Raw genomic sequence first — 20219 nt, 5'->3', positions numbered from 1 at the left:
CGGACCGGGGCGATGAGATCGCAGTTTGATCCTTTCAGCGACTTGGAGAATGGGAGGGGAAGACATGGAGAGACATCCTTGGGTGCCCGGCAACCGGATATGGAAAACGGCTTTGGCGGCAACCGTCTCCTGGGCCGTGGCGGGCGTGGTCAGCTCGGAGCATCCCTTCTTCGCTCCTCTTGCCGCGGTGCTGTGCATGCAGGCTACGGTTGAACAGTCGCTGACGAAGGGCATGCAGCGTGTGCTCGGCATTGTGATGGGCGTGATTCTTGCAGGTGCGGCCCTTCAGATTGGGGGACCCTCCTGGTGGAGCATCGGCCTCCTTCTGCTAGTGGCGCTGACCGCCGCCCGGGTGCTCCGGTTGCCAGAGTACAGCGTCACGCAGACAGGAATTAGCGCGCTGCTGATGTTTACCATCGGGGCGGGAAGCGGCCACTACGGCCTGGACCGGATTCTGGAAACGATGATCGGGGCCGCCATTGCTACGCTGATCAATCTTCTCGTGGCACCGCCTGATTACACCCGGATATTTGCCGATTCGCTAAAAGCTTCGGTAGAGGAGATGAGCCTGCACTGCCGCAAGCTGGCCGCATGGCTCGACCGGGAGGAATCTGCGGAAGACGGCATGGCGCTGCAAGAGACCTTGAAGGAGCTGTGCCGTACGATTGAGCAGGCGTCGGACCGCATGGAACAGGCGATTCAGGCTTTAAAGTTCAGTCCTTTCGTGCAAAGCCGCCGAAAGCAGCTCGAGAGGTACCGGAACTTGCTTCATGCCGTGAACCGGGGATACGCAAGAGGAGAAGAAATCCAGCGTCTGCTGGTCACGATGGCGGAGCAGGGTGTCCTGACGAAAGAGGATCGCAAGCGCTGGGCGGAGGGGCTCGAGCGATTTGCCGGATACTTGGAAGAATGGTGGTTGGCTCAGAAAAAGGGGGGAGACTCCATATCGGCTACCGATTCCTTAGTAAGGTTGGCTGCCGGTCTGCCCCCTTTGACCGCAACCCATTGGCTTCATGCCTTGGAGGTCGAAGCGCATCAGCTTCTAAAGGATCTCAATCATCCATGACCCGCATGACCGAGCAAAGTCTCGATCGCTTCGACCACTTCATCGGGACTGTCCGTATGGATGGTGGTGTGACCGGCATCGGGGAAGAGGCGATGCTCTCCTTGCGGAACAGAGCGGGCTAATCTGGTGTAGATGGTCTTCTTTGCTTCCGTGAACGGTTCCATAGACTCCCGCAGGAAGGAGGAACTCACGACCGGAGTTAGAAAGGGGTCGATCCCCGTTCCCGTCACCACGATCAGCGGGACATCCGGCAGGTCTCCTCCTTCGCGAAGCTCTTGGTACAGCTTGTTGTTCAAGTTTTTCCTCTCGGTCATCGTACTCGATAGGGTCCGGAGATGATACTCGACCAGCGGTTGGCGTACCGAATCCGGCCATTTTTCGAACATGCGATCGAATAGTCTGCGAAAGGTCCGCTTGTAGGTTAGGGCGGTCCGAAGGATGGTGTATGCCTGCTGAGGCAGGTGGCGTTTCTTAAGCTTGGGGGTATGCGATAGAAAATCCTCGTGCGGCGGCTCCAGGAGAAGCATCCCGGCCACCTCATCCGGGTAGCTTTGGGCGTACCGGCAAGCGTATAGGCCGCCCAGCGAATGGCCGACGAACAGATAGGGAGCGGGGACCCCTGCGGTATGCAACAGGCTCCGCAATTCATTCGTGACCTCCGCGGCACTTCGGGGAAGCTTGACTGGATCGCTCCAACCCGTTCCTGCCCGGTCGTAGATGACGGATGTCGTGCTTTTGCTAATGCGCCGGTGAATATTATCATAATCGAGACCTATCATGCCGGCCGCCGGAATAAAAACGACAGCGGGAGTTCCCGTCCCCGAACGGTGGAGGAACAACTGCCGCCCCTCGACGCTGTAGAAGCATCCGTTGACGGGTAACGGATGCTTTTTGACCGAATCGTTCATACGGAATCAAGCCCCCATCCTTATTCACTTATAGAAAAGCTTCCGCAGCTCATGAAAGAAACCATCCAGCTTGGCAGCAAGGCTGTCCGAGTCCCATATGGATGCGTCTGGATTTTGAAGATCGGCCAGGAGCTCATTGGTAAACCCGACGTTCGCCCAAAAAATAATCTGCTTGCCTTTCTCGACGTCCAATCCTTCCCGGAAGTTAGATTCGTCGATAGAACCAAACATCGCCTCATAGCAAAACGGCTGCTTCTCATGCTGCCTCCGTTCCATTTCCTTGTTGATTTCTGCTGATTGAGTAGGCGCCGAAAGCTTCTGGAATTCAAAAATCCAGGGATAGCGTCTCAGCAGCTCCAGCTGGAGAAGATAAGATTGCCGCAGTCTCTCAAAAAGATCCGGTTCCTTGAAGTTCATCAAAGCCAAGTATTCTTTATGAATAAGGTCCGAGCAGTAATCGTAAAGGAACAGAAAAAGGTCCTGTTTGCTCCCGACATAATGAAAAAATAACCCTTTCGATAGGCCGGCTTCTCTCGCCATCACATTCGTTGACGCTTCATCAAATCCTTTCCCGGAAAATTCCTTTAAAGCCGCGTTTAGAATGGCATCCCGTCTTGCCGCTTCCAGATTAGAAAGCAATATAGGCATGTAATCCTCCTTCCCATCTAAAATATCGTATTGACCTAATAGGTCAATCCTATTATATCTATATTTACCTGTTAGGTAAATGATGAATAAATAAAAACGCGAAGCCAGATGGCTTCGCGCTTTTCCGTCTTTCGTTTCCATCCAAACAGCCATCAAAACAGCTTGTCATCGGGGTCAGACCCGAACCGGTGGTTCTGGTTCAAGCCGTCCAGTGCGGTCATGTCTTCGTCCGACAAAGCAAAGTCGAAGATTCCGGAATTCTCAACGATGCGTTCCTTGTGTACGGATTTGGGAATAACCACCACGCCATGCTGCAGGTCCCAGCGCAGCACGACCTGTGCAGGCGTTTTGCCGTGCTTGGCGGCCAGCTCCTTCAGCAGCGGAAGGTAAAGCTTGCCCTGCATAAGCGGGCTCCAAGCTTCAAGCTGGATGCCTTTGTCCTGGCAGTAGTCAAGCAGCTCCTGCTGACGGAGCAGCGGGTGGAATTCCACCTGGTTAACGGCCGGAACCGTGTCGCTCACCTCACGCAGGCTTTCGAGGTGGTGGATTTTGAAGTTGCTTACCCCAATGGCGCGAATATACCCTTCCCGATACAGCTTGTCGAACGCTCGCCAGCTGTCTTTGTACTTGTCTTTGCCTGGCCAGTGAATAAGATAGAGATCGAGGTATTCCACCCCCAGCTTACGGCGGCTTTCGTCGAATGCCCGCAAGGTGGACTCATAGCCATGGTCGGAATTGGCCAGCTTGGTCGTAAGGAACAGCTGGTCCCGGGGAACGCTGCATTCCTTGATGGCGGTGCCGACGCCTTCTTCGTTCTGGTAGCCCGCCGCGGTGTCGACGGCACGGTAGCCGGCTTCGATCGCATGGCGGACGGCTTGAATGACCTCGTCGCCATCCTTGACCTGCCAGACGCCGAGGCCGAGCCGAGGCATAGCGACGCCGTTGTTCAGTGTTGTCGTATCGGTAATCTGCTGAAGAGTCATTTTGATTCCTCCCTGTCCAGATGTTTCCTTTCGCTACCCAGTGTAGTCGATTAGCTAACCGGGTGCAATAAAACGCGGCAGGACGGCTGCCGGCAAGTGGCGTTCTTACGGCTTGATGAAACAAATCGCATCCATTTACGTTAATAACTGGGAGGAGGTTGGTGAAGCAAAGAATACCATAACAAGCTGGGAGGTAGGGATGGCTTATCTGCGCTTGATAGTTCTGGTGTTGGCCTTTGAGGTTCTAATCACCGCTTTACTCGGATTGGGAATGTATTATGGGTTTGCCGTCTTTCCTTATTCTCCCTCACCGCTGGTGACGACAAGATCCGCTGCGCAGTCAGGCGGATTTCAAGCTACCCTTCCGATGTATGTTCCCTCCTTACAAGACCTAAAAATCCCCTACACGCTTCTGCAGGAAGGGAAGCAGAGATGGGGCATTGCGGCGTTCCTTGTCTCTGCGGCTGTGACGGTTTTGCATAGCTTTTTCCGAGGGATGTACCTGGGAGGGCTAAAAGGTTGGGTAACGAACAAATCTGCCGCCTTATTTGCCTGTGGACGCCAATATTTCGGGAGGATGCTGGCTTGGTCGATTTTTCAAATCTTGACGGGAGGACTGATGATTTTCATCGCGGTCACCCTCTTTCCGATAGCAGCCGTCCTCATGCTTGTCTTATTCCTGTATTCGCTGACGCCTTATCTGGTAGTCCTTCAGGATATCTCGTTTGGCGAGGCACTGGGGAAAGCTCCGCGCCTGCTGCGGCGTTATTTCATCAAGCTGCTGCCCCTGTCACTTCTCGCCTTGATCGGCACCTTCTCCGTAAGTCTTCTACAGTCACTGCCCGCTCCTTGGGGGTACGCCGTGCCGCTGGTTGCCTATGCATTCGTCGGAACGTGGCTGATCGGAGAGCTGATGAGGCAGCTGGCCGGGAAGCTGAGAATATACGACGAACCGGCTCCGAATCTGCCGGTGGGAGAGTTCCAAGCACCTAGATGGATCCATGCTTTGATGATCCTGCTCGTTCCGGTGCTGGTCGCCGCAGGAATTCTGGCGGCTTCGGGCAGGCATCTGAGCGTTCTGGATATTGGACGGAAGGATAAGCTGATGGACGGGGTCGCCTATCGGTCGAATTTCTCCGATGCCTATTATGCGTCTCAGTGGAACTATACGGCATACGAATGGCAGACGAACGGGTATAGCCTGACCATTAGCCTTCCGGATCTGTCCGGAGAACAGAAGCCGGAGGTACTAAGGGGGATAGCGGACATTACATGGCAGGTGACAGAAGACATTCGTTCGGTAAAGGGGCATTCCACCCTAATGGAACGAAAGCCGGTCACGCGAAAGAGTCGGATCATGTACCGCCTTGTACGGCAAACCGCAACCAATGGCGGCTTCTACTATTCCAGCAAAGGGGGCGCTGCTTCGATCCTTCCGAATGGAGAACGGCCGCATGAGCCCCTTTCCGTGGGTATGATGATCAGCGGAGATGGCAGCCAGCTGTATGTTCTGCAGTTTCCTTCAAGATTCGACAGCTCGCAGGTGTTCCGTGTCTCGGATGACGGGCGTTATTTCATCCCTAAAACGAACGAAATCAACCCGACGGATTTTCACGCCTACTGGTTCACGGCTGAACAGAATACCGATAATTTGTTCGGCTTGCTGGCCGCCAAAAACAAAACGAATAACCTGGGAATTCTCAACCAGTCAGCTATAGTGCTTGCGAGCGCCATGCAGGAAGGGGATGGTCGAATGGTCGTGAACCTGCTGGAAACGCTACGGAAGGCCGGGGTAAGCGTGACCTCACCCGACTGGGATGAACGGACTTGGACCGACCATTTGCATAGCCGTTATAACGGAGTAACGCTGCAGCAAACGCTCGAGCTGCTGACCAAGGCCGGCGTTCAAGGAACCTATCAAGCCAAAGAGCTGCAAGACCTAAGCGATGATAAGACAGGGGTTTACCGGCTGGAGGTTTCGTTCCCGGACGGGAAGCTGCCGATCACCTACCGGATCTCCAAGGCGGACGGCAAGCTGTTGTCTATGAGCTTAGGATGACTTTTAGTTGATATGGAAGTGGGAAGAAAGTCCGGTTTTTGGCTTGGGTTTCCCTTTCTCCTGTCCGGTTTGGTAGAATATAGAGTGTGTTTTGCCGACCGACAAAGGAGGGATGGGAAACGGAAAAAGTATGGAAGATCCGAACAAGGATCCGAGATATTGCGGAAGCCGGCTATCAAGCGATACGGGAAGTGCTTCAGCGGCTTCCCTGGCTCAAAACCGTTTATACGGTATGGTGCTGGATCTCCTTGCTGTTTTTTATCGTGTGCCTCTTCCTGTTCAGGGATTCCCGCACCATGCTGGTCCAGTATTTGTGGTCCTTCTACGTCATGCTTCAATTCTGGTTCTTGTGCCGGAGCAAAACCTTCACCTGGAAACAGGCCGCCCTGTTCATGCTGCTGGGAGTGTTCCTTGTTATCCCGCTGACAGCGCTTACTTTGCTGGCGGCCCACGGGATATTCGGCGGGAACACGAGGGATACCTGGTCCCAGGCCGTGCTGACCCCGATTGCGGAGGAAGTCTGGAAGCTGCTGCCGCTCGGGTTGTTCCTGTTCTTCTCCCGCCGCGCGTCCTCCATGAGTCTGGCGGACTATACCCTGGCTGGGGCTGGGGCTGGCGTGGGCTTCCAGCTGATGGAGGAGCTTACCCGGCGCTGGCTGAACTCAGGTATCATCGGACGGACCTATGGCTACAGCACGACCTTGCTCGGCGGGGAGACCATCCATTGGGATTTCTGGACGCTTTTCCCCGGCCGGTTTGAAGAGAGCCTCTTTCCGACCGTCATGTCGGTCAGTCATCCGGTGCATACCGGCCTAGTCGCGCTGGGGCTCGGGCTGGCCGTCCGCTTCCGCAAGCAGCGGGGAAATAAAGTCTTCGTGCTGCCGGGACTGCTGCTGGCTTGGTCCATCCTGGATCACATGGGCTATAACGGCCAGGATTCCCTGCCGGACTGGTTCTTGAAGCTGAGTGACTGGACCGGAAGCGGGTACCTCACCAAAGATGCCTTTATTCTGCTCTTGGCGCTCGGACTGTTTATCGACTATGCCGCTCTTAACCGCATCAAAGGCCAGCTTCCCAAGATAGAGGGAGAAGGATGGCTTACCCCTTTCTCAGAGCTGTGGTATATGGGAAGGGCTCTGTTCACGCGAAGAGAGACGTTCGCCCCTGTCTTGGCATGGACACGGGAGCGAAGGGAGATGGGCTTCTCCCTTCTCTATGGCAACGAGGAAGCGGTCAGTCTGCGGGATTCCTTGCACACGCGGCTGCAGCGTCATTACCGGGCGGCGGCCGGGGTAACCGCTGTGCTGCTCCTGCTCGGCGTATGGGCCGGCTTTGCCGCCTATTCCCACATCAGTGGGCATCCCACGGAATCCGCCTGCTTCTCCTGCATGTTCGATTCGCTTCAGAATTGGTGGGACCGTCTCGATACATGGGAGAAGGGAGCCATCGTCCTGGGGGCGTTCGCGCTCTCTCTCCTGTTTGTCGGCTTCTGGCCGGCTCTTGGCATCGCCCTTACGGCGGCAAGCATCCCGGCCAGCGGCCATGAGATCGCCAAGGACATCCGGGATCCCAAGCGGCTTCTGACGCCGGAGACCGCGTTGTCCACGCTTATCGCTTTGGCGCTCAGCCGTGTTCCGTTCGGACGGCTCGCCGAACGCCTAAGCGGAAAAGCAGGCAGACGGCTCAAGGAATGGCTTGAGAATCTGCTCAAGCGGCCGAAGAAGCCGAAGCCGGAGCCGGATCTTCCGCAGAAGCCTCATAAGCCGCAGAAGCCGGAAGGGGAGGAACCGCCGTCGAAGAAGAATCCGGAGGAGGATCCCCCGCCTAGCGACCCTGAAGATTATGTGCACTGGAGCCAAGCGAGGTACAAAGGGGTGGAGCTGTATGACAGCCGCAATGGTGCGCTAGGCGAGTTCGATGGGGTCGATCTGGAGAAGGGTGTCTTCTATGAAGCCAAATCGGCCAAGGGTTTGGACCGTATCCACCCGAAAACGGGCAAACCCCAGCAAACACCCCAGCAGTTTACGGATAAACAGCTGTACCAGAAGACGAAGGTGCGGATCAACAACCTGGAGAAAGCTGTCGGGACGCGGACAACGCCGGACGGGACGTCGGACATTCCGACACTGGAGCAGATCAAAGGAATCCGGCATTTTGAATTTCAGCTTGACGGGGATTCCCCGGCGCTTCGGGAAGCGGCCGAGAACAGCCTCAACCGCCTGCGCCAGGATTTCCCGGATTACACATTTACCATACGGTTTGGGGTGAACTAGCATGTCGATCAGCGCGATCATTATCGATCCGGAAGATGAGTTTGAAAGCTCGTTTATGCTCCCTGTAGCGACGGAATCATTCTATTCGAAATATTGGCTTCCGGCCGTCGAGGAACTCAATCTGCAGTGGGCCGCCCTTTTTCAGGACGGAACGGATGTGGAGAGCGAGGACATTCCTGCAGTACTCGAGGAAGTCGCCCGGCTCAAGGAATGGGCACACACCCGTATGGACGGGGAGGACCGGGAGCATATGCTGCGCCGGCTCGAGCTGCTCGAAACGGAGCTGCCGAAAGCATACAGGCGGGGCGGGGCCGTCGTGTATATCGGCTGAGAATGGTAGAATAGGGATAGAGGCTATTCCGGAAAAGCCGGAGGCTCTATCCTTTTTTAACGGCCCGGAAGATAGAAAGCGGCGCTTTCTTAACAAGAAAGAACAGACGGTAAAGGGGGGGATGGGTATTCAATACGTGGACATGACCCGGCTCGGGGATAGCGCCATTATCATAAGGCTGGGTAACCGGATCGACGAGGAGACCCATACGAAAGTAAGAGCTTTGTCGCGCTATCTGGAGAATCATTCCTTCGAGGGGATGGTGGAGGTGATCCCAGCCTACGCTTCGGTTACCGTCGTCTACGATCCCGTACGTATTTTTAGGACAACCGGCGGGTCCAATTCGCTAGAGGAAATACGGTATCCCTACGAAGAAGTGGAGAGCAGGCTGAAGAACCTGCTGGACCATCTGCAGGAGGACAACGTCCCCGACCATAGGGTCGTCGAAATCCCGGTCTGCTACGGGGAAGAACTTGGACCGGATCTGAAGCACGTCGCCGGAATGACCGGCTGGAGCGCGGAGGAAGTGATCCGGATTCATGCGGGCACGGAGTATTTGGTTTATATGCTGGGGTTCGCCCCGGGCTTTCCCTATCTGGGAGGCATGGATAAACGGATAGCGGCGCCGCGGAAACCAACTCCCCGGTTATCCATTCCTCCGGGAACGGTTGGGATTGCCGGGGAACAAACGGGGATCTACCCGATCGAGACCCCGGGAGGCTGGCAGTTGATCGGCCGAACGCCGCTGCCGCTGTTTTTGCCGGATAAAGAGCCCCCCACCTTGCTGGAAGCCGGCGACCGCATCCGGTTCTATCCGATCACCCGCAAGGAGTATGACCGGTGGGAGGGAAGAGGATGACCATTCAGGTACGTAGGCCGGGTCTGCTTTCCACCTTGCAGGATCTGGGCCGGTACGGGTACCAGAAATATGGGGTTATGGCTGGCGGGGCCATGGACGGCTTTGCCCACAGAGCGGCTAATCGTCTGGTTGGCAATGACGACGCGGAAGCCACGCTGGAAATGACGGTAACGGGACCCGTGCTGTATTTTGAAGAGCCGGCACTTATCTCGCTGTGCGGCTCAGACTTATCGCCGCGGATAGACGGGATCCCCATCCCTTCCTGGAGGCCCATTTATGTAAGAGCAGGAGGGACGCTTCAATTCGGCTCGGCTCGTGAGGGCTGCCGGTGTTACCTGGCTGTGTCCGGGGGTTTCAACGTCCCTCCGCGAATGAACAGCTGCTCGACCTATCTGCGCGCAGGGCTTGGCGGCTTCGAAGGCCGTGCTCTTCAAGCGGACGATCGGCTCCTCCTCAAGCCCGCCACGTCGCTAGGGAAGCGCATGATGCGCCGATTAAGCGAACAGTCGCCCGAGGCGCCTTTCAGCGCTCCTGCCTGGCGGGTGTCCTATGAAATGGTCCCCGACTACAAGGCCAACCCCGAAATTCGGGTGATGCCCGGAGGCCAGTACCATTGGTTGGAGGAAGCCGGCAGGAAAGCCTTTTTCGAGTCGGAGTTCAAGGTCCTTCCCCAATCCGATCGGATGGGCTACCGGTTGTCCGGGACGCCTCTGTATATGGCCAAGCCACAAGAATTGCTGTCCGAGCCGGTAGCGTTCGGGACCGTTCAAGTGCCGCCGGACGGACATCCCATCGTCTTGATGGCGGACCGGCAGACGACAGGAGGCTATCCCAAGGTGGCTCAGGTCATGACGGCGGATCTGCCTTTGCTTGCCCAGGCTTCAATCGGCAGCCGGATACGCTTTCGGCTAGTTGACTTGAAGGAGGCGCAGGCTGCGCTGCTGCGGACCGAATGGAACTTGGACTTGCTTCAACTGAGCATTCAAATGTTCTTCCAGTAAGGGGGAAACCAAATGAAATATGCTGACCTTAATTGCGACATGGGAGAAAGCTTCGGAGCGTATAAGCTGGGACAGGACGCCGAAATGCTGTCTTATGTCACCTCGGCGAACATTGCTTGCGGCTTTCATGCGGGCGATGCCTCCACCATGAGAAGAACGGTCAAGCTTGCCCTGGAGAAGGGAGTCGCTATCGGGGCTCATCCCGGTCTGCAGGACTTGATAGGCTTCGGCCGTAGAAGGATGGAAATCTCGCCTCAGGAGGCTTATGACATCGTCGTGTATCAGATCGGCGCCTTGTGGGGAGTTGTCCGCTCGGAAGGCGGAACCCTGCAGCATGTGAAGGCGCATGGGGAATTGTATAACATGGCGGCCGTGAAACCGGACCTGGCCGAAGCAATAGCCGAAGCCGTGTACAAGGTGGACCCGGAGCTGATCCTGTTCGGCCTCGCCGGAAGCGAGTGGATCCGGACAGGCCGGAAGGCGGGACTTCGCACGGCAAGCGAGGTCTTCTCGGACCGCACTTACCAGGCGGACGGAGCGTTAACTTCGAGAAGAGAAACGGATGCTCTCATCACCGATGACCGGGAGGCGGTGGCTCAGGTGCTCCGCATGGTGAACGAAGGTAAGGTGCTGTCGCAGCAGAACGTGGACGTTGGGATTCAAGCGGACACAATTTGTATTCATGGAGACGGGGAGCATGCCCTCGCTTTTGCCAAGACCATTAGAGATTCTTTGAAGAAATCCGGCGTTGTCGTGCAGCCCATCGGTCAAACAATGAAGGTTCGGACATAACGGGCTTTTTTATGGCACCCCGGAGCCCTTTCATGCGTATAACTTGGGAAGCGTCCGGTTACGATGACCCTTAAGCCGAGCAAGCTAAGGGGAGGATGGCATCAGCCGCGCTGGTAGGATGAAAGGATGTGCTGGATGAAACCGGATTGGCGGGAGGCGGATGAACCGCTTCGCAAAATTACGATTACCGGTAGTGAGCTTAATGAGATGGTCGAAATCACCGGATCTGCAAAAGGGCTGCATTGTATAGGAATCGGGACGGATGCCGCCGCATTCACCTATGACGGCACACCCGGGTACGCGTACAAAGTCTATTCCGATCTTGCCCTGCCGAAAAAGGAAATCGAAAAACAGGTTTATGAACGGCTTGCGGGGATTCCCTTTTTTCCGAAGTTCTATGGGGAAGGAGAGCATTATCTGGTCATCAGCTATGAAGAGGGGCCGACGCTGCACGAGTGTCTTACGTCAGGCATTCCGGTTCCCGAGCAGGTGATCCGCGATGTGGAGGAAGCACGCACGCTTGTCCGCAGCAGAGGCTTGAATCCGCGAGACATTCATTTGAAAAACGTTCTCCTTCAGAACGGACGCGCCAAAATACTGGACGTGTCCGAATATGTACGGGACGGTGACGACAAGCGTTGGGAGCATCTGGTGTGGGCTTACCGTCTGTTTTACCCGAGTGTGGAAGGAAGTAAAGTCCCTGCCTGGGTGCTGGATTCGATCAAAAAAGGTTACAACCGCCTCGACCAGGCAAACGGAAGCATAGAGGAGTTCGCCCAGCGGATCTCCCAGCTGTTCTCGAAATTTATGAAGTAGCGCCAAGCCGGCGCTATTTTTTTATATTTTTTTAGAATTTGGGTGACCGGCGGGGAACTTACGAACCGATGAATTGTCTAATAGATGAGGTGATCGGGGTGGAGCATGAGTATTTGCGCCATATGAGCCGGATGGATGAGAACGGGCTGCGTGATTTGATGAACAGCTACGGACAGAGCGTATGGGATTACGCCTTTGTCCTCACGAAAAGCCCTCATCTGGCGGATGACATATCCCAAGATGTGTTTCTTAAGGCGTTTCAGCGGATCAGTACGTTTCGGGGGGAATCGTCGGTCAAAACCTGGCTGCTTGCCATTACCCGCCATACGGTTTTCAATTACCGCAAGTCCGCGTTCTTTCGTAAGGTGCTGCTCGTCGGGTTCCGGCCGGACCGCCAAGCGTCACAGTCGGCTGAGAAGGAATATCTGTCGCATGCTTACGCTCATGATCTATGGGCGCTGGTGCTTGCACTGCCAACCAAGTACCGGGAAGTGCTTGTTCTTGAGGTGAAGTACGGACTCAGCATGCAGGAAATGGCCTCGCTGCTTGGCATCTCAGAGGGCACAGCAAAATCACGGCTGCACCGGGCGCGCAAAAAAGTATCCGATGCGTTAAAGGAGGGGGAAGGCTATGAAACGATCTAGACCCGACTGGTACGATCACTTGGCCAAAGGTCCTTTTGCCGGGGCGACCTTTACCCAGCGGCATGTGGAAGGCACGCTTAAACGGGTGACGCAGGCCAAGCTCAATAGACGGCCGAGCAAACGATGGGCAGCTTGGGGGGCGGCGGTGTGTGTTCTTGCCATCGGAGTTGGGCTGGTGTGGCGCGGGGGCGATTGGCTGCCGATGAATGTGGTAACCGAGCCTGCTCCCCAAACCGTTGTTGCCTCCCCCGCTCCGACAGCCGGAACCACGCCGAAGCCGACGTATATAGACGAAGCGACGGCACTGCGGGTTGCGAAGGAGCACAATGCGGATCCATCCGTGAAGTGGACGGCTCGCTTCAACGAATCCATGAAGGTGGAGGCTCAGCACCAAGAGCTTCCTGTTTGGATAGTGGAGGGAGAGTTTCCGGCAGGAAACAAGGACATTTTCTATGTCGACGGGATAACGGCAAAAGTACTGGCCAACACCGAAACCGAGGCGCCGGGTCTGGATTCCCGTTTTACGGAAGCCCTGGACAGCAAAACGGAAGCTTCAACCGGTTGGCTTCTTACGGCAGCGGACGTTTGGCGGACGGCCAAGCCAGGCACCGGCTGGAATCTCGTTACTCCGCCAAACTATACGTCGGGTAAAGCGGCTTCCCAGAGTCCAGCTAAAGCGGCGTTCCTGGATAAGGAAACGGCCGTCGTGGCGGTGCCGCAGGCGGGGAAACCCCGGGTGACGGTCTATCGGACTAAGGACGAAGGCAAGTCTTGGCAGCAAAGCGAGCTGGAATCGTCGTTCGCCCGGGACCGAAATCCGGACATCGTCCAAGTAACCTTCGCCGACCCGGAGCATGGCTGGATGCTGCTGTCGTGGGGGGTCGCGGCGGGCTCGAATCCCGTGGAGATCTTCCGCACGGCCGACGGCGGTGCTACTTGGACTCTTGCGGCGGGCAACGATCCCGAGAACCGTCCCCGCTCCAATGGGCTTCCGTTTGGCGGCGGCAAAACCGGCTTGGTGTTTGCCGATTCCAAGCACGGTTATTTAACCGGGTATTCCGCGGCACCTGGTATCTGGCTTTACGCCACGACAGACGGCGGAGTGAATTGGAAGCCGGCTACCATCCGCTTGCCCTCCGGCTACAGCCCTGACGGAATCATGACGGGAACCCCGCAATTTGTATCGGCCAAGGACGGCTTTTTGGCGGTACAGGGAAATGGGGGGGAGGTCACCCAGCTGTTTTATGAGACCCACGATGGAGGACTCACCTGGAGCCCATTGGCTCCCCTGTCTCTTGCTCCCGGTGAACCGGCTTCTTACAGTTTTCTGGATGCGCGGCTCGGTTTTGTCACGGACGGGGAGGCACTGTTTAAAACTCAGGACGGAGGGAAATCCTGGTCGGAGGTAATCAACAACCGGAAGGATGCTTCCAAGCCGCTGCCGCTCAAAGGCGTGAGATCGCTGCAATTCGCGGATGAGCAAACCGGTTATGCCCTCGCCGACGGCAGCTACTACATGACCAAGGATGGGGGCCGGACGTGGCAGCCTATCTATACGAGCAGCGGGAAGCTGTAAAGGCCTCCATTTATAAGCCGCCTGATGCGGCTTTTTCTTTTGCAGGAAATAGAAGCTGCCAAAAGAATATTACTATTACACCAAAGTGCATCACCGCAGCATTTCACCATCACTAACGGCGTCCATAGGGTCGCAAAAGGCGGATCGATAATGACCTTCTTCAGCAGAAACTACGACCGGCTCATGGGGCCATTGGAAAATAAAATCATCCGGTCCTTTCGGGAACGTCTATTGCGAACGGTAAAAGGAAACGTGTTGGAAATCGGATCGGGCACCGGCTTAAACTTCTCATGTTACCGGGAGGCTGACCAGGTCGTCGCCATAGAGCCGAATCGCGTCATGCGGGAAAAGTCCATGATTCGAGCGGAGCAAGCATCCGTTCCGATTGAGGTAGTCGGCGCAGGAGCGGAAAAGCTGCCGTTTGAGGATCAAACCTTCGATGCCGTTGTGGGTACCTTGGTCTTATGCACGATTCCGGATCCGGAATCGGCCTTGCTGGAAATGAAAAGAGTTTGCAAGACGGGCGGGACTTTGGTATTCCTGGAGCATGTGCGAATGAATCATGCGCTGTGGGGACGGTTGCAGGATTGGCTAACTCCGGCCTGGAGCCGTGTCTGTGACGGATGCCACCTGAACCGGAATGCGGTGGACATGATCCAGAAGGCCGGCTTTCGGATTGTTACGGTAGAAAAGAAATACAAAGGCCTGGTCGTTGTGATCCACGCGGAAAAATAAAGCGCCGCAGTAAGCCTGCTTGAAAAGCATAGTTCGTCCATCCCTATGGGACAGCCAGATTAATCGGGTTGTCCTTTTTTCCATTTATGAAACCACCGGGAGACGATTGACAAAGTGATCACCCCCTTGTATTATACCCATAGGGGTATAAGTATTAAATTAAATTCCAAACTTAATAGGAGGGTTTACCTTGTCAGACATTAAAGCCGATCAAACATTGGATTGCAAAGGGCTTGCCTGCCCTATGCCTATCGTGAGAACAAAGAAGGCCATCGACCAGCTTGAACCCGGCCAGGTCATCGAGGTTCAGGCGACGGATAAAGGTTCCCTCGCAGACATGCAGGGCTGGGCCAAGAATACCGGCCATCAGTATTTGGGAACCGTAGAAGAAGGAGAGGTTCTAAAGCATTTCATTCGGAAATCAAGCCCGGGTGAAGTAAAGGAAGAGAAGAAACACCCTCATTTGGTGACTAACGAGGAATTGGAGAAGATGCTGGCCGGGAATAAGGAACTGACGATCCTGGATGTCCGCGAGCCCGCTGAGTTTGCTTTTCATCGGATACCCGGTGCCGTATCCATTCCGCTGGGCGAGCTGGAAAGCCGTCTTAACGAGCTGAAGCAAGAGGACGACATTCATGTCATTTGCCGAACCGGCACCCGCAGCGACCTGGCATGCCGGCTGCTTACGGACAAAGGCTTTAAGCATGTGAAGAATATTATTCCCGGAATGACCGGTTGGACCGGTCCGACAGATAAAACCAACTAAGGGGGAAACGTAAGGATGGAGGCCACAACAAATCTAAACGTGATGACGGCCAAGGAGCTTACCCGTATTGTCCTGGCCAAGGAAGAATTGTTTATTCTGGACGTTCGCAATGAAAGTGATTTTAACGATTGGAAGATCGAAGGCGAAAGCATCGAGATTGTCAATATCCCGTATTTCGACCTGCTGGACAGCGTGGATGAGGCGCTCAAGCAAATCCCGGAAGGCGCAAAAGTGCTGGTTGTCTGCGCCAAGGAAGGTTCCTCCCTATTTGTGGCGGAGCAGCTCATGGAAGCAGGCAGGAAAGGGGTCTATTACCTTAAGGGCGGCATGAAATCCTGGAGTGAACACCTGGAGCCGGTAAAGATCGGCGCGCTCGCCGGCGGCGGTACCTTATACCAGTTCGTTCGAATCGGCAAAGGCTGCTTGTCCTATATGGTTATTTCCGATGGGGAGGCGGCCGTCATCGATACGCTTCGAATGACGGAAGTATTTGAGCAATTCGCGAAGGACAAAGGGGCCCTTATCAAGCACGCGCTGGACACTCATCTGCATGCCGACCATATTTCGGGTGGACGTAAGCTGGCCGAGCAAACCGGTGCCGCCTACTGGCTGCCGCCTAAAGACGCGGGAGAGGTGACATTCGATTATGAGAGACTGGAGGAAGGCCGGGACATTACAGTCGGCAGCACGACCATCCGCATTCAACCGGTCTATTCACCGGGCCATACGATTGGCAGCACTTCCTTCATTGTTGACGATCAGTATCTGCTGTCTGGTGACATTCTATTCATCGAGTCGATCGGACGTCCTGACCTCGCCGGCAAGGCGGAGGACTGGGTAGGCGATCTCCGGGAAACCCTCTACAACCGGTACAAAGGCTTGCCCCAGGATTTGATTGTTCTCCCGGCCCATTTCGGCAAAATAACGGAATTGGGCGAAGGAGGAAGGGTGATGACGAAGCTCTCGGAGCTCTATCATAAGAATCCCGGGCTAAATATTTCCGAGGAGGATGATTTCCGGCGCACGGTAACGGAGAACCTCCCGCCTCAGCCCAATAGCTACCAGGAAATCCGCGAAACCAATATGGGCAAAAGAACACCAAGCGAAGAGGAGCAGCGCGAGATGGAAATCGGTCCGAACCGCTGCGCCGTACACGACAAATAAAGGAGGATTACACAATGAAAGCTGATGTGATGGTAGACACAAAAGGAATGGCATGCCCGATGCCGATTGTGAAGGCGAAGAAAGCACTGGACAGCCTGGGAAGCGGTCAGGTGATGGAGGTTCAGTCTACGGACAAGGGTTCCGTTAATGACTTTCAGGCATGGGTGAAGCAAACCAATCATGAGCTTCTCGGTTATGAAGAGGATAATGGCATCTATAAATTCTTTGTGAAGAAGATATAAAAAAATAAGCGGACACCGGAAGGGGTGTTCGCTTATTTACAACCGTCATAGACGATGGTTACCCCAAGGGTCCCATAATTCTCTTCCTTATAGTGCCCCTGTGGACAGAGCTTGGTGCAGCAGGCGGCTTCGTTTACGGCTTGAAGCTTCCCGCGGCAGACAGGGCACTTGTCCTGGAAGAGGGCCTTCACTCTAGAAAACAAAATTATCACCACATTCCAATGAGTTTACTTGGTTTAATTATATCCTTTTTTTCAGGTTACGTACAGGGGGAGAGTTACCTTTTCTCTACAAAACAGCAGAAGGGGGGGAGAGGGATGGATGTTCCACTTTTTCTTGTGATGCTGGTCCTCGGCCTGGTGGGGTCTTTCTTCTCGGGATTGCTTGGGATTGGCGGCGCCATTATCAATTATCCTCTCATATTGTATGTACCGGCCATGGCAGGGGTAGCCCATTTCTCGGCTAACGAGGTCTCTTCCATCAGCATGTTTCAAGTCTTTTTTGCTTCGCTCTCCGGGGTCTTGGCGTTTCGGCAGAATAGCAAAGCCGGACCAGCAGCCATTAATAAAGGGCTTGTTCTGTACATGGGAAGCAGCATCCTGGCGGGAAGCCTGATTGGCGGATTCCTATCCGGCAGACTGAGCGGCGATATCATCAACTTGATCTATGGAATTCTGGCCGTCTTAGCCGTGATCCTCATGCTGATCCCGCGTAAAGGCAAAGAAGACGGGGCGGATCCTCTGTCCTACAACAAATGGATCGCCGCGGGATCTGCTTTTGCCGTCGGCATCGTGTCCGGCATCGTAGGGGCGGGAGGAGCCTTCATCTTAATCCCGATTATGCTGACCGTTCTTGCCATTCCGACACGCACGACAATCGCTTCTTCCCTCGCCATTGTTTTCCTATCGGCCGTAGGTGGCGTTCTAGGTAAGTTCACGGGAGGGGATATTCCCCTTTGGCCGACCGTTTTAACCGTGGTGGGAAGCGTAATCGGCGCACCGCTCGGATCGTGGGTCAGCTCGAAAATCAATGTGAAGATTTTGCGGTATGGCCTTGTTGTTCTGATCGCCATTACAGCCGTCAAGGTTTGGTCGTCTATTCTTGATTGAACCGAAAAAATTGAATTTCTACCATAAGAGAAAGGTGGGTCTTATTAATGTCTGATCAATCTACCATTGTCCTATTCAGCGGCGATCTCGATAAGGCGATCGCAGCGTTTATTATTGCGAACGGTGCGGCAGCCTACGATCATGAGGTTACGATATTCTTCACCTTCTGGGGCTTAAACGCTCTGCGGAAGGACGAGCTAGTCCAGACAAAGAAAGGGTTTCTTGAGAAAGCGTTCGGCTGGATGATGCCGCGCGGGGCCAACAAGCTCGGTCTTTCCAAAATGAATTTTGGGGGACTGGGTCCGAAAATGATCAAGCATGTCATGAAGAAGCATAATGCCTTGACGCTGCCCCAGCTAATCGAGCTTGCCCGGGAGCAAGGCGTGAAGCTGGTGGCTTGCACCATGACCATGGATCTTCTTGGTTTGAAGCAGGAAGAGCTCATCGATGGCTTGGAGTACGCCGGTGTGGCCGCTTATCTAGGGGATGCGTCGAATGGTAAAGTGAATCTCTTTATCTAATTCAGAAGAGAGGAGCGGATATTCGTGGAGTACAACTATACCGAAGAGATGAGAAGACGACTGCGCCGATTGGAAGGGCAGGTACGAGGAGTATTGCGGTTAATGGAGGAAGGCAAATCGTGCAAAGATGTCGTTAGCCAGTTGTCGGCGGTCCGTAACGCTTCGGACAAGGCCATTGCTCATATTGTGGCCGAGAATTTGCAGCAGTGCCTAATGGCCGAGCAAGCCAAGGGCACCCAGGATACCGGAAAAATGGTTCACGAAGCCGTTGAGCTTCTCGTAAAAAGCCGCTAAATTGGAGCAGACTAATATCGAAGTTAGGAGAGAAGCAAAATGGCATTTACCTTTCCAAAAGCTACGACGCCGCAGGAGGTAGCGGCGAGATTGAATGCCGGTGAAAAGCTTTTCCTGCTGGATGTCCGCGAGTCGGAGGAGTGGGCAGCCGGACATATCGCCGGAGCCGTGCACATACCGGTAGGCCAGCTATTCGGTCGGCTGCAGGAATTGGACCCGTCGAAGGAAACCATTGTCATCTGCCGCAGCGGCAATCGCAGCGGGCTCGCTTGTGAAATGCTGAGTGAGAAGGGATTTAATGTAGTGAATATGACGGGCGGTCTTAATGCCTGGACGGACAAACTCGTGTAAACCATACTATATAGGCAGCAATCACTCCGCCTGGTTTTTTATAGCCCAATTGCCGATATGATCTAAATCCATGCTGTCAATTTGGTCTTTGGTAGCTTGGTCGCTAAGTGAACCAATCGTAGAATAAATTTCTTTTAAATTGTTGTCATAGGCAACATTCTCGATATCGTCGCTATAAGGAATTTCTGGAGTAATGGCACGAAGACATGTGGAGTCGTCAAGCTCTGACTTGAGTTCAAGAAGCATTTGCAGATTGTTTATTTCTTCAGAACTTGCATTAACTTCAAATTCATACGAGGCTTCTCCTTGATTTTCGTGAATAGTACCTGCTTGGACGGAAACATAATAGGTCTTCTTATCCATTCGAAAGGACTCCTTTATTTGAGATAGTACAGGACGATCAAGGATAACAGCACCACGGTTACAGGAAACAAAACGTAAGTGAGCAGCATGCGGTTCCCCAAAATATGGTGTTTGGTCGAGAAGGCATTGACCCCTTTATCCAGCTCCTTTTGTTCCTGCTTCTTCATGAGATTGACGGATGCAACAAGTGAGATGACACAAATGACCAGTGCAACTGCCAATAAAGCATACAGCCATATTTGCATTATGCATTCCCCTTCAGCGAAGTTTGCCTTGCTTGATTCGGATTTATTATGTCCTCGTGATTTTGCAGCATTCTTGTGGAGTTTGCCAAAATAATGGTTATCCATGCAACCTTAATGAAGAAAGGAGTTGTCGAGATGGATACCGGGACTATCCTCAACATCCTCATCATCGCGCTTCTCGTGTGGTTTGGGTATAAACCGCTGATCCTCGATGTCCGGGAGCCGGGCGAGTATATAGGCGGCTATATTGCCGGAGCCAAGAACCTACCTCTTTCCCAATTGTCCAGGAGGCTTTCCGAAGTATCTCCTGATCGGCCGGTGCTGCTATACTGTCGAAGCGGAATGCGCAGCCAAAATGCGGCGAAGCTGCTAATCAAGAATGGCCACCAAGATCTCGCCCACCTGCAGGGCGGCCTCAACGCATGGAACGGGCCATTGGCAGGCAAGTAAAGCAGGCAGTTGCGATAGCTTGC

At 54.4% G+C, this 20219-nt stretch carries 24 protein-coding genes; 19 read left to right on the top strand and 5 right to left on the bottom strand.

Features of this window, described 5'->3' with window-relative positions; translation table 11 throughout:
* The first annotated feature begins 64 nt into the window (after positions 1 to 64).
* Positions 65 to 1066, top strand: coding sequence for an FUSC family protein (locus MJA45_RS13945; protein WP_315607855.1), 1002 nt, complete (start codon positions 65 to 67; stop codon positions 1064 to 1066).
* On the opposite strand, the gene MJA45_RS13940 is transcribed toward MJA45_RS13945, so the two are convergent.
* The 3 genes from MJA45_RS13940 to MJA45_RS13930 form a co-directional block, all read right to left on the bottom strand.
* The gene (locus MJA45_RS13940) at positions 1057 to 1974 is read right to left on the bottom strand and encodes an alpha/beta fold hydrolase (RefSeq protein WP_315607854.1); all 918 of its coding nucleotides are present in this window, start codon (positions 1972 to 1974) and stop codon (positions 1057 to 1059) included. The genes MJA45_RS13945 and MJA45_RS13940 overlap by 10 nt on opposite strands.
* Before the next feature lie 24 nt (positions 1975 to 1998).
* Positions 1999 to 2622, bottom strand: coding sequence for a TetR/AcrR family transcriptional regulator (locus MJA45_RS13935; RefSeq protein ID WP_315607853.1), 624 nt, complete (start codon positions 2620 to 2622; stop codon positions 1999 to 2001).
* A 152-nt stretch (positions 2623 to 2774) separates the two neighbouring features.
* Positions 2775 to 3605, bottom strand: a complete 831-nt coding sequence (locus MJA45_RS13930) for an aldo/keto reductase (protein WP_315607852.1) — start codon at positions 3603 to 3605, stop codon at positions 2775 to 2777.
* Positions 3606 to 4182: 577 nt separating this feature from the next.
* On the opposite strand from MJA45_RS13930, the gene MJA45_RS13925 reads away from it, so the two are divergent.
* The 17 genes from MJA45_RS13925 (at position 4183) to MJA45_RS13845 (ending at position 19138) form a co-directional block, all read left to right on the top strand.
* A complete protein-coding gene (locus MJA45_RS13925) occupies positions 4183 to 5664 on the top strand; it encodes a hypothetical protein (protein ID WP_315607851.1) in 1482 nt (493 codons plus the stop codon).
* Positions 5665 to 5855: 191 nt separating this feature from the next.
* Positions 5856 to 7937, top strand: a complete 2082-nt coding sequence (locus MJA45_RS13920) for a PrsW family glutamic-type intramembrane protease (protein ID WP_315607850.1) — start codon at positions 5856 to 5858, stop codon at positions 7935 to 7937.
* Position 7938: 1 nt separating this feature from the next.
* Positions 7939 to 8268 (top strand): hypothetical protein, encoded by a 330-nt coding sequence (locus tag MJA45_RS13915; RefSeq protein ID WP_315607849.1) that lies wholly within the window; start codon positions 7939 to 7941, stop codon positions 8266 to 8268.
* Between the two features lie 121 nt (positions 8269 to 8389).
* The gene (gene pxpB / locus MJA45_RS13910; RefSeq protein WP_315607848.1) at positions 8390 to 9127 is read left to right on the top strand and encodes a 5-oxoprolinase subunit PxpB; all 738 of its coding nucleotides are present in this window, start codon (positions 8390 to 8392) and stop codon (positions 9125 to 9127) included.
* The gene (locus tag MJA45_RS13905) at positions 9124 to 10128 is read left to right on the top strand and encodes a 5-oxoprolinase subunit C family protein (RefSeq protein WP_315607847.1); all 1005 of its coding nucleotides are present in this window, start codon (positions 9124 to 9126) and stop codon (positions 10126 to 10128) included. The genes pxpB and MJA45_RS13905 overlap by 4 nt, the downstream gene beginning before the upstream one ends.
* A gap of 12 nt (positions 10129 to 10140) precedes the next feature.
* Entirely contained in the window at positions 10141 to 10920 is a 780-nt protein-coding gene (locus MJA45_RS13900; RefSeq protein ID WP_315607846.1) for a LamB/YcsF family protein, read from the top strand.
* A gap of 135 nt (positions 10921 to 11055) precedes the next feature.
* Positions 11056 to 11736: a serine/threonine protein kinase gene (locus tag MJA45_RS13895; RefSeq protein ID WP_315607845.1), complete on the top strand. Its 681-nt coding sequence runs from the start codon at positions 11056 to 11058 to the stop codon at positions 11734 to 11736.
* A gap of 68 nt (positions 11737 to 11804) precedes the next feature.
* Positions 11805 to 12380: an RNA polymerase sigma factor gene (locus MJA45_RS13890; protein WP_315607844.1), complete on the top strand. Its 576-nt coding sequence runs from the start codon at positions 11805 to 11807 to the stop codon at positions 12378 to 12380.
* Positions 12367 to 13956: a WD40/YVTN/BNR-like repeat-containing protein gene (locus MJA45_RS13885; protein ID WP_315607843.1), complete on the top strand. Its 1590-nt coding sequence runs from the start codon at positions 12367 to 12369 to the stop codon at positions 13954 to 13956. The genes MJA45_RS13890 and MJA45_RS13885 overlap by 14 nt, the downstream gene beginning before the upstream one ends.
* A gap of 24 nt (positions 13957 to 13980) precedes the next feature.
* Positions 13981 to 14691 carry a class I SAM-dependent methyltransferase gene (locus tag MJA45_RS13880; RefSeq protein WP_315607842.1) on the top strand — a complete coding sequence of 237 codons (711 nt, stop codon included), beginning with the start codon at positions 13981 to 13983 and terminating at the stop codon, positions 14689 to 14691.
* A gap of 190 nt (positions 14692 to 14881) precedes the next feature.
* Positions 14882 to 15457, top strand: a complete 576-nt coding sequence (locus tag MJA45_RS13875; RefSeq protein WP_407083133.1) for a sulfurtransferase TusA family protein — start codon at positions 14882 to 14884, stop codon at positions 15455 to 15457.
* A 15-nt stretch (positions 15458 to 15472) separates the two neighbouring features.
* Positions 15473 to 16621 (top strand): MBL fold metallo-hydrolase, encoded by a 1149-nt coding sequence (locus MJA45_RS13870; protein WP_315607841.1) that lies wholly within the window; start codon positions 15473 to 15475, stop codon positions 16619 to 16621.
* Between the two features lie 14 nt (positions 16622 to 16635).
* Positions 16636 to 16863: a sulfurtransferase TusA family protein gene (locus tag MJA45_RS13865; RefSeq protein ID WP_315607840.1), complete on the top strand. Its 228-nt coding sequence runs from the start codon at positions 16636 to 16638 to the stop codon at positions 16861 to 16863.
* Between the two features lie 317 nt (positions 16864 to 17180).
* Positions 17181 to 17972: a sulfite exporter TauE/SafE family protein gene (locus tag MJA45_RS13860; RefSeq protein ID WP_315607839.1), complete on the top strand. Its 792-nt coding sequence runs from the start codon at positions 17181 to 17183 to the stop codon at positions 17970 to 17972.
* Between the two features lie 47 nt (positions 17973 to 18019).
* Positions 18020 to 18493, top strand: coding sequence for a DsrE/DsrF/DrsH-like family protein (locus MJA45_RS13855; protein ID WP_315607838.1), 474 nt, complete (start codon positions 18020 to 18022; stop codon positions 18491 to 18493).
* Positions 18494 to 18541: 48 nt separating this feature from the next.
* A complete protein-coding gene (locus MJA45_RS13850; RefSeq protein ID WP_407083159.1) occupies positions 18542 to 18787 on the top strand; it encodes a metal-sensitive transcriptional regulator in 246 nt (81 codons plus the stop codon).
* Positions 18788 to 18826: 39 nt separating this feature from the next.
* Positions 18827 to 19138, top strand: coding sequence for a rhodanese-like domain-containing protein (locus MJA45_RS13845; RefSeq protein WP_315607836.1), 312 nt, complete (start codon positions 18827 to 18829; stop codon positions 19136 to 19138).
* Between the two features lie 21 nt (positions 19139 to 19159).
* Here MJA45_RS13845 and MJA45_RS13840 read toward each other — a convergent pair whose 3' ends face one another.
* Complete coding sequence (locus MJA45_RS13840; RefSeq protein ID WP_315607835.1) at positions 19160 to 19501, bottom strand: hypothetical protein; 342 nt, start codon at positions 19499 to 19501, stop codon at positions 19160 to 19162.
* Positions 19502 to 19515: 14 nt separating this feature from the next.
* Positions 19516 to 19746 carry a hypothetical protein gene (locus tag MJA45_RS13835; RefSeq protein WP_315607834.1) on the bottom strand — a complete coding sequence of 77 codons (231 nt, stop codon included), beginning with the start codon at positions 19744 to 19746 and terminating at the stop codon, positions 19516 to 19518.
* Positions 19747 to 19860: 114 nt separating this feature from the next.
* On the opposite strand from MJA45_RS13835, the gene MJA45_RS13830 reads away from it, so the two are divergent.
* Positions 19861 to 20196, top strand: a complete 336-nt coding sequence (locus MJA45_RS13830; RefSeq protein ID WP_315607833.1) for a rhodanese-like domain-containing protein — start codon at positions 19861 to 19863, stop codon at positions 20194 to 20196.
* The last annotated feature ends 23 nt before the right edge of the window (positions 20197 to 20219 follow it).

This window comes from Paenibacillus aurantius (assembly GCF_032268605.1).
Classification (GTDB): Bacteria; Bacillota; Bacilli; order Paenibacillales; family NBRC-103111; genus Paenibacillus_AO; species Paenibacillus_AO aurantius.
The sequence above is the reverse complement of the archived record's forward strand: the minus strand, read 5'-3'. Positions and strand labels throughout refer to the sequence as shown.

Bases quoted from the DNA above. Each gene is read 5' to 3' on its own strand.
- MJA45_RS13890 (WP_315607844.1), top strand. From the start codon at position 11,805: ATGAATTGTCTAATAGATGAGGTGATCGGGGTGGAGCATGAGTATTTG.
- MJA45_RS13940 (WP_315607854.1), bottom strand. From the start codon at position 1,974: ATGAACGATTCGGTCAAAAAGCATCCGTTACCCGTCAACGGATGCTTC.
- MJA45_RS13930 (WP_315607852.1), bottom strand. From the start codon at position 3,605: ATGACTCTTCAGCAGATTACCGATACGACAACACTGAACAACGGCGTC.
- MJA45_RS13870 (WP_315607841.1), top strand. From the start codon at position 15,473: ATGGAGGCCACAACAAATCTAAACGTGATGACGGCCAAGGAGCTTACC.
- pxpB (WP_315607848.1), top strand. From the start codon at position 8,390: ATGGGTATTCAATACGTGGACATGACCCGGCTCGGGGATAGCGCCATT.
- MJA45_RS13925 (WP_315607851.1), top strand. From the start codon at position 4,183: ATGCTGGCTTGGTCGATTTTTCAAATCTTGACGGGAGGACTGATGATT.
- MJA45_RS13935 (WP_315607853.1), bottom strand. From the start codon at position 2,622: ATGCCTATATTGCTTTCTAATCTGGAAGCGGCAAGACGGGATGCCATT.
- MJA45_RS13835 (WP_315607834.1), bottom strand. From the start codon at position 19,746: ATGCAAATATGGCTGTATGCTTTATTGGCAGTTGCACTGGTCATTTGT.
- MJA45_RS13945 (WP_315607855.1), top strand. From the start codon at position 65: ATGGAGAGACATCCTTGGGTGCCCGGCAACCGGATATGGAAAACGGCT.
- MJA45_RS13885 (WP_315607843.1), top strand. From the start codon at position 12,367: ATGAAACGATCTAGACCCGACTGGTACGATCACTTGGCCAAAGGTCCT.
- MJA45_RS13905 (WP_315607847.1), top strand. From the start codon at position 9,124: ATGACCATTCAGGTACGTAGGCCGGGTCTGCTTTCCACCTTGCAGGAT.
- MJA45_RS13855 (WP_315607838.1), top strand. From the start codon at position 18,020: ATGTCTGATCAATCTACCATTGTCCTATTCAGCGGCGATCTCGATAAG.
- MJA45_RS13895 (WP_315607845.1), top strand. From the start codon at position 11,056: ATGAAACCGGATTGGCGGGAGGCGGATGAACCGCTTCGCAAAATTACG.
- MJA45_RS13880 (WP_315607842.1), top strand. From the start codon at position 13,981: ATGCGGCTTTTTCTTTTGCAGGAAATAGAAGCTGCCAAAAGAATATTA.
- MJA45_RS13900 (WP_315607846.1), top strand. From the start codon at position 10,141: ATGAAATATGCTGACCTTAATTGCGACATGGGAGAAAGCTTCGGAGCG.
- MJA45_RS13830 (WP_315607833.1), top strand. From the start codon at position 19,861: ATGAAGAAAGGAGTTGTCGAGATGGATACCGGGACTATCCTCAACATC.
- MJA45_RS13860 (WP_315607839.1), top strand. From the start codon at position 17,181: ATGGATGTTCCACTTTTTCTTGTGATGCTGGTCCTCGGCCTGGTGGGG.
- MJA45_RS13850 (WP_407083159.1), top strand. From the start codon at position 18,542: ATGAGAAGACGACTGCGCCGATTGGAAGGGCAGGTACGAGGAGTATTG.
- MJA45_RS13840 (WP_315607835.1), bottom strand. From the start codon at position 19,501: ATGGATAAGAAGACCTATTATGTTTCCGTCCAAGCAGGTACTATTCAC.
- MJA45_RS13915 (WP_315607849.1), top strand. From the start codon at position 7,939: ATGTCGATCAGCGCGATCATTATCGATCCGGAAGATGAGTTTGAAAGC.
- MJA45_RS13865 (WP_315607840.1), top strand. From the start codon at position 16,636: ATGAAAGCTGATGTGATGGTAGACACAAAAGGAATGGCATGCCCGATG.
- MJA45_RS13845 (WP_315607836.1), top strand. From the start codon at position 18,827: ATGGCATTTACCTTTCCAAAAGCTACGACGCCGCAGGAGGTAGCGGCG.